Here is a 7,096-nt window from a genome sequence, read left to right as displayed (position 1 = left end):
GGGGAGGCACGAATGCCCGCGGCTAGCGGCATCGCGACCGCCGCCATTCGGCCGCGGGCTCGCGGTTGCCGGCCGCAGCTTGCCGCCGCCGTCCGGCAAGCTGCGGCCGTCAACCGCGAGCGCGCGGCCGAATGGCGGCGGTCGCGATGCCGCTAGCCGCGGGCATTCGTGCCTCCCCCAGTGCCTTGAGGGCCTGGGAGGTACCCCCAGGGCGATGGGGGTACCTCCCGCTCGAGCGAAGCCGAGAGTGGGGGAGGGCGGGCGCGGCGGCACCTCGTGGGCGCCGAGTTGCGCAGACACCCCCCGGGCCCGCACCAACGCCGGCGGTTGTTGTCCCACCGACCGGGGGCTCTCGCGCCGTCTGGGGCGTTGGGGGATGGGGGCGCGCCGACGCCCCCCCGGCCCGCACCAACGCCGGGCGTGTTGCAGGGGCACCGGGTGTGCAACACCCGTCACCCCCGCACAGGAAAGACCGGCACCCCGTGTCGAACCAGGGCGCCGGCCTCGCCGGTGAGGGGACCGCGGGTCAGGAGGGCCGGCTGCGGAGGCCCTCCAGGAGGATGTCCAGGAGGCGAGCAGAGGCCGCCGCCTGCTGGGCCGCATCCGGCAGGGAAGGAGCCGCCGTCGCGATGACGAGCAGCACGTCGGACACGGACACGTCCGCCCGCAACTCTCCCGCCGCCCGAGCCCGCTCCACCAACTGCCCCACGACATCGAGCAGCTCCGCCGCCCCGCCGTCGTCCTCCACCCGCTCCTCGGACACGAGCCGCAGCTGACCCGCCGGCTGCGTCCGCTGCTGCGGCAGCCGCGCGTGCTCCGGCAGGCCCCGCTCCTCCGCGACGCCCACCCGCAGCACCTGCGGCGGCAGCAGCCGCCCCGCGCCGGAGGCGACCGACGTGCGCAGGAAGCGCGAGAGCGCCGACCACGGCTCGTCCTCCTGCCCCAGAGCGGCGCGCGCCTGCTCGGTCAGCCGGGACGTCTCCTCCTCGGCGATCCGCCGTACGAGCACGTCCTTGCTCGGGAACCGCCGGTACACCGTGCCGACGCCGACCCGCGCCCGGCGCGCCACGTCCTCCATCGGCGCGCCGTACCCCAGCTCGCCGAAGACCTCACGCGCGGCCCGCAGCACGTGCTCCAGGTTGCGCTGGGCGTCGACGCGCAGCGGTGTCGTGCGTGTGCCGTCCGGGCGCCCGCCGGAGGCGGCGCTCATCGTCGCGCCAGAGGCGACAGCGGACGACCATCGAGAGTCCTGAACATGCATGTGTATCCCCCGGTAATGACGTCTCCCCCCGGAGACTCTCCCCGCCATTGACGACCGGGGCGTGGAAACGGGACCGGCCTGTCGGCCCCGCCCGTCGCGGACCCGATGAGCACATCCCCCTGCACCCCGTCGACACATGAACATAGTTGAGCCCGGGTCAATTCAGAAGGGGCACGTTCCGCACGGAGCGCCCCTCGATCGGACCACGAGTCGCATACGTCCCGAATGTTCCCTGCGACGGGGATCGATCACCGGGGGTGACCTGCGGCGATCGGGGTTGGGTCGGTAATTCGGCCAACCACGGGCTCCACCTTCCTACGGTCACACAATTGGTCGGGGCTGTGGACAAACGCAAGCGGCGGGTGCGTCATGGGATGGTGAAGGAACGTGCGCGCATTCTCGTTGTCGGCGGCGGCTACGTCGGGATGTACACGGCCCTGCGTCTGCAACGGAGGCTGAAACGGGAGCTCGGACGCGGCGAGGCCGAGATCACGGTCGTCACGCCCGACCCGTACATGACGTACCAGCCGTTCCTGCCCGAAGCGGCCGCCGGCGCCATCTCCCCTCGTCATGTCGTCGTACCGCTGCGTCGTGTCCTCGACCGGTGCCGCGTCGTCATCGGCGAAGCCACCGCCGTCGACCACGCCGCCCGCACCGCCACCGTCCGCACCCCGGCCACCGAGGAGGAGGGGACGGAGGGCATCCGGATCGAGTACGACGAGCTGGTCCTCGCCCCCGGGTCCGTCGCGCGCACCCTGCCGATCCCGGGCCTCGCCGAGCACGCGATCGGGTTCAAGACGGTGGAGGAGGCCATCGGGCTGCGCAACCACGTGCTGGAGCAGATGGACATTGCCTCCTCCACCCGTGATCCGGCGGTGCGGGACGCCGCCCTGACGTTCGTCTTCGTCGGCGGCGGCTACGCGGGCGTGGAGGCGCTCGGCGAGCTGGAGGACATGGCCCGGTACGCCACGCGGTACTACCACAACGTCCGCCCCGAGGACATGAAGTGGATCCTGGTGGAGGCGTCGGACCGGATCCTGCCCGAGGTCGGCGAGGAGATGGGCCGCTACACGGTCACCGAGCTGCGCCGGCGGAACATCGACGTACGGCTCGAGACGCGGCTCGACTCCTGCGCCGACCGTGTGGCCGTCCTGAGCGACGGGTCGCGCTTCCCGACGCGGACGGTCGTGTGGACGGCCGGCGTCAAACCGCACCCCGTGCTGGCCGCCACCGACCTGCCTCTGAACGAGCGCGGCCGGCTGCGCTGCACCGCCGAACTGTCCGTCGAGGGCGTCCCGCACGCCTGGGCCGCCGGGGACGCCGCCGCCGTACCCGACGTCACCGCGCGCGAGGAGGGCCGCGAGTGCGCCCCCAACGCGCAGCACGCCCTGCGTCAGGCGCGGGTGCTCGGCGACAACGTCGTCCACTCCCTGCGCGGCGAACCCCTGGAGACGTACGCCCACAAGTACGCCGGTTCCGTGGCCTCCCTGGGGCTGCACAAGGGGGTCGCCCAGATCTACGGTCGCAAGCTGAAGGGCTACCCCGCCTGGTTCATGCACCGGACGTACCACCTGAGCCGGGTGCCGACCTTCAACCGGAAGGCCCGGGTGGCCGCGGAGTGGACGCTCGCGGGCCTCTTCAAGCGGGAGATCGTCTCGCTCGGATCACTCGAACACCCTCGGGCGGAGTTCGAACTGGCGGCCGGTGGAAAGCCTTCCCAGGACCCACCGCACAACCCGAAGGGGTCGTCCTGACCGGACCCAGGAACTCCTGGGGCCGGACCGGCGTCTAGCGGATGTCGGCCCGGCCGGACCCTGCCACACTGGTCCACCACCGCGGGCGGGAGGGCCCGCCCCGGTGCGGCCTCCGGGCCCCGGCCGGTTCCGGTGTCCGGCCGCCGACAACTACACGAGGCAAGGATTCGTGAACTTCACGCGCTGGAGCGCCCGGCTCCCCGGAACGCAGCGCCGCGCCGCAGCGCGGACCGAGCAGACGGCATCCCCGGACCGGCGGGGAGAGGGCTCCGTGCCCGCGGCCCGCGTCGAGCGGCCCACCGACGGGGACCGGCCGGTGCCGCCCGTCGACGAGCTCGGGGTGCGCGAGGTCCTGGACCGCGTCCCCTGCCTCGTCGCCCTGGTGCACGGCCCCGACCACCGCATCGCCTATCTCAACGACGCCTACACCGCCGCCTTCGGCCTGCGCCCCGTCGGCGCGCCCGCCCGGGGAGCGCTCCCGGAGCTCGACGAGCTGGGCCTGCTGCCCCTCCTCGACCAGGTCCTGCGCAGCGGCAAGCCCCGTACGGTCAAGTCGCGCAAGGCGCCTGACGGACGCTCGTACACGTTCACCTGCACGCCCGCCGGAGAGGGCGACAGCCGCGGGGTGCTGGTCTTCGCCACCGACGTCACCGACCACGCCGAGGCCGCCGAGCGGCTGCGCGCCAGCGAGCGCCGGCAGCGCGAGACCGCCGTCACACTCCAGCGCTCCCTGCTCCCGCAGGAGCTGGAGGAGCCCGACGACCTGCGCGTCGCCGCCACCTACCACCCCGGCGGCACCGAGGCGGCGGTCGGCGGCGACTGGTACGACGTCATCACCCTCGGCGGCGGCCGCACCGCCCTGGTCATCGGCGACGTCATGGGACGAGGGGTGCGCGCGGCGGCCGTCATGGGCCAGCTCCGTACGGCCGTACGCGCGTACGCGCGCCTGGACCTCCCGCCGCACGAGGTGCTCCAGCTGCTCGACGGCCTCGCCATGGAGATCGACGCCAACCAGATCGCCACCTGCGTCTACGCCATCCACGACCCCAACGAGGGCCGCCTGGTGTACGCGTCCGCCGGGCATCTGCCCATCCTGGTGCGCGACGACAGCGGCACGGTGCGGCGTGCCGACGAGCCGACCGGCCCCCCGCTCGGCACCGGCGGCTGGATGCACGCGTCGGGCTCCGTGCCGCTCGGCCCCGGCTCCACCGCCGTCCTCTACACCGACGGCCTGGTCGAGCGCCGCGACGCGGACCTGGACGAGGGCATCGCCGCCCTGGAGCGCGCCCTGGCCGGAGCCACCGGCGGCCCCCAGGTCGTCTGCGACCGCCTGGTCCGCTCGGCCGGCGTCACCCCGGACCACGACGACGACGTCGCCGTCCTGGTCCTCCAGCACCCCGCGCGCCCGGGCCCCGAGAGCGAGCTGTTCCGCAACGCCGCGCTGGAGCTGCTCGGCGGGATCGAGGCGGCCCCACGCGCGCGTGCCTTCGCGTCCGGCGTCCTCACCAGCTGGCGCTTCCCCGCCGAGCTGCACGACCTGGGCGTCCTGGCGACCAGCGAACTGGTCGCCAACTCCCTCCAGCACGGCACGCCCCCGATGCGGCTGCGCCTGCGCCGCACCGACCGCCGTCTGATCATCGAGGTCACCGACGGCGACGACCACCTGCCCCGGCGCCGCCGCGCGGAGCCCGGCGACGAGTCCGGCCGGGGCATCGCCATCGTCGCGACGATCGCCTCCTCCTGGGGCAGCAGACGCACACCGGGCGGCGGCAAGGCCGTCTGGTGCGAGTTCCTGCTGCCGAAGACCGCCGGCGTCGGCGTGTGACGCGCGCGGTCAGGCGCGCGCCGGTGCCTGCTCCGCGCCGCCCTGCGCCACGACCCGGCTGCCGGCGGCGGACGGCTGGTCCTGCACGGCGGTGAGCTGCCGCCCGAGCCGCAGGGCCAGCACGGTGATCCCGAGGGAGAACAGCAGGAACACCACGATGTACGGCGCGTGCAGCGAGGCCGCCAGCGGCCCGCCCACGGCCGGACCCACGGCCAGCGCGAGCTGCTTCACCAGGGCGAAGGCCGAGTTGTACTGACCGGCCATCCCGGCCGGCGCGAGGTCCGCGACCAGCGGTGCCAGCGTCGGCGACAGCATCGCCTCCCCGAGTCCGAACAGCGCGTACGTCGAGACGAACGCGGCCGTCGCCACCTCCTGGCTCGCACCGCCGAGCCCCGCGTACCCCGCCACGGCCCATGCCACGGCCCAGATCAGACCCACGGACGCGATCACACGCGACCGCTTGCGCCGCTCCACGAACCGGAGCACCGCGAACTGCGCGACGACGATCATCAGGGTGTTCGCCGCCAGCGCCGTCCCCAGCGTGGAGGTGGAGATCCCGGCCGCCTCGACGCCGTACGCGCTCAGACCCGACTCGAACTGGCCGTAGCAGGCGAAGAACAGCACGAAGCCCAGCACGCACAGCTGCACCATGGCGCGGTTGTCCAGCAGCTGCTTCCAGCTGCCCTTGGCCGACTGCGCGGGCGCGCCGTCGATCCGCGGCGAGCGCGGCATCCGCACCGTTGACATCACCACGACCAGCAGCAGGAACATCGCCGCCTCGATGGAGAAGAGGAGGGTGAACGAGCCGGCCTTCGTCGGGTCCACGAGGTGACCGCCGATGAGGCCGCCGACGCCGAGCCCGAGGTTCTGCAGGAAGAACTGTGTGGCGAACGCCCGCGACCGGGTCTCCGGACCGGAGCAGTCCACGATCATCGTCGCCAGGGCCGGCTGCATGACCGCCTGTCCGGCGCCGAGCGCCGCCGCCGACAGCAGCACGGTCGCCGCACTCGCCGACAGCCCCAGACCGAGCGAACCGACGGCGGCGGTGAGCAGGGCGGCGAGCAGCACCGGGAGGGGTCCGCGCCGGACGATCGCCCGTCCGGCGAGCGGCAGCACGATCAGCGCGGCCACGGCGAAGACGGCGAGGACCATCCCCGCCGTCACCGGCCCCAGCCCGCGCACCTGCGCCACATAGACGTACAGGTACGGGACCGTGAAGCCCAGCCCGAAAGCGCTGAGTGCGTTGCCCACGTGGATCCGGCGCATCGCTGCGCCCATCGCCCTGGTCACGTTCACCTCTCTCACTAGTTAGGAGTGAAGACTTAGAAGCTAAAGTTCGAAGCTAAAGAGTACACGGCGAAGGACTTCAAGGCAAAGAAGGGGCGTGCCATACTGCGGGCATGGGCGACACCCCCGGCCTGGAAGAGCCGACCCTCGAAGAGCAGATCGCCGCGTACCAGCGCGAGTTCCAGGACCTCGACCCCCAGGTCGAGAAGATCGTCAACGCGCTGTCCCGGCTCAACCGCCGCATGAACGTCGCCTACGGCCGCCAGACCGCGGAGCTCGGCATCACCAACGCCGACTGGGAGGTCCTCAAGGCGCTCGTCCTCTCCGGCGCCCCCTACCGGATGGGCCCCAGCGACCTCGCCAAGCGCCTGGGCCTGACCCCGGCCGCCATGACCCACCGCATCGACCGGATGGTCACGGAAGGTCTGGTCACCCGGGAGCGGGACGAGAACAACCGGGTCCGCGTCATCGTGGAGCTCACCCCGTCCGGCCGGGAGAAGTGGCAGGAGGCCATGCGGATGGCCACCGTCTTCGAGGCGGACCTGCTCCAGGACCTCGACGCGGACGAGCGCACGGCCCTCGGTGAGGTCCTCACCCGCCTGCTGCGCCGGGTGGAGGACGCCCAGCCGGACGCCGGCGGACGCCTCACCGACCTGGACTGAAAGATCTTGGCTGCGGGCGCTTGACGCGGCCCTGGGCAATCCGTAAGGTTCTTCGGGTTGCCACGGGGCCGTAACGGTTCTCCGGCAGCACTTTCGCCGCGAAAGCGGCAACCAAACCTCAGTACGACCTCCCAGTGGGAACGACTTCGGCATGTCCGCATGCCTGAATTCAATTCCACACTCCCGATTTGGGAAACACGGAGAGAGTCCGCTAAGGTTTGAGACGTCGGAACGGGCCGCAAGGGCCGGGAAGACAAACCCCGCTGACCGGGGGTCAGGTCGAGAAAAAGATCTGATAGAGTCGGAA

The 7,096-nt window shown here is 72.4% G+C and carries 5 protein-coding genes; 3 read left to right on the top strand and 2 right to left on the bottom strand.

The window, feature by feature from the left end:
* Positions 1 to 526: 526 nt before the first annotated feature.
* A complete protein-coding gene (locus tag CCN29_RS28210) occupies positions 527 to 1,261 on the bottom strand; it encodes a TetR/AcrR family transcriptional regulator (RefSeq protein ID WP_086685422.1) in 735 nt (244 codons plus the stop codon).
* Positions 1,262 to 1,635: 374 nt separating this feature from the next.
* On the opposite strand from CCN29_RS28210, the gene CCN29_RS28205 reads away from it, so the two are divergent.
* On the top strand, positions 1,636 to 3,015 hold the full coding sequence (locus tag CCN29_RS28205) for an NAD(P)/FAD-dependent oxidoreductase (protein ID WP_031024689.1): 1,380 nt from the start codon (positions 1,636 to 1,638) through the stop codon (positions 3,013 to 3,015).
* Positions 3,016 to 3,184: 169 nt separating this feature from the next.
* The gene (locus CCN29_RS28200; protein WP_006135123.1) at positions 3,185 to 4,840 is read left to right on the top strand and encodes an ATP-binding SpoIIE family protein phosphatase; all 1,656 of its coding nucleotides are present in this window, start codon (positions 3,185 to 3,187) and stop codon (positions 4,838 to 4,840) included.
* A 9-nt stretch (positions 4,841 to 4,849) separates the two neighbouring features.
* Here CCN29_RS28200 and CCN29_RS28195 read toward each other — a convergent pair whose 3' ends face one another.
* Positions 4,850 to 6,118, bottom strand: coding sequence for an MFS transporter (locus CCN29_RS28195; protein ID WP_086685420.1), 1,269 nt, complete (start codon positions 6,116 to 6,118; stop codon positions 4,850 to 4,852).
* Between the two features lie 122 nt (positions 6,119 to 6,240).
* Between CCN29_RS28195 and CCN29_RS28190 the strand changes: the two genes are divergently transcribed.
* Positions 6,241 to 6,789, top strand: a complete 549-nt coding sequence (locus CCN29_RS28190; protein WP_006135126.1) for a MarR family winged helix-turn-helix transcriptional regulator — start codon at positions 6,241 to 6,243, stop codon at positions 6,787 to 6,789.
* Positions 6,790 to 7,096 lie beyond the last annotated feature (307 nt).

Source organism: Streptomyces pseudogriseolus, assembly GCA_002154585.1.
GTDB lineage: Bacteria > Actinomycetota > Actinomycetes > Streptomycetales > Streptomycetaceae > Streptomyces > Streptomyces pseudogriseolus.
This window is presented reverse-complemented; position numbering and strand designations above follow the sequence as displayed.

Coding starts and splice junctions, on each gene's coding strand:
- CCN29_RS28210 (WP_086685422.1), bottom strand. CDS start 1,261: ATGCATGTTCAGGACTCTCGATGGTCGTCCGCTGTCGCCTCTGGCGCG.
- CCN29_RS28205 (WP_031024689.1), top strand. CDS start 1,636: ATGGTGAAGGAACGTGCGCGCATTCTCGTTGTCGGCGGCGGCTACGTC.
- CCN29_RS28195 (WP_086685420.1), bottom strand. CDS start 6,118: ATGGGCGCAGCGATGCGCCGGATCCACGTGGGCAACGCACTCAGCGCT.
- CCN29_RS28190 (WP_006135126.1), top strand. CDS start 6,241: ATGGGCGACACCCCCGGCCTGGAAGAGCCGACCCTCGAAGAGCAGATC.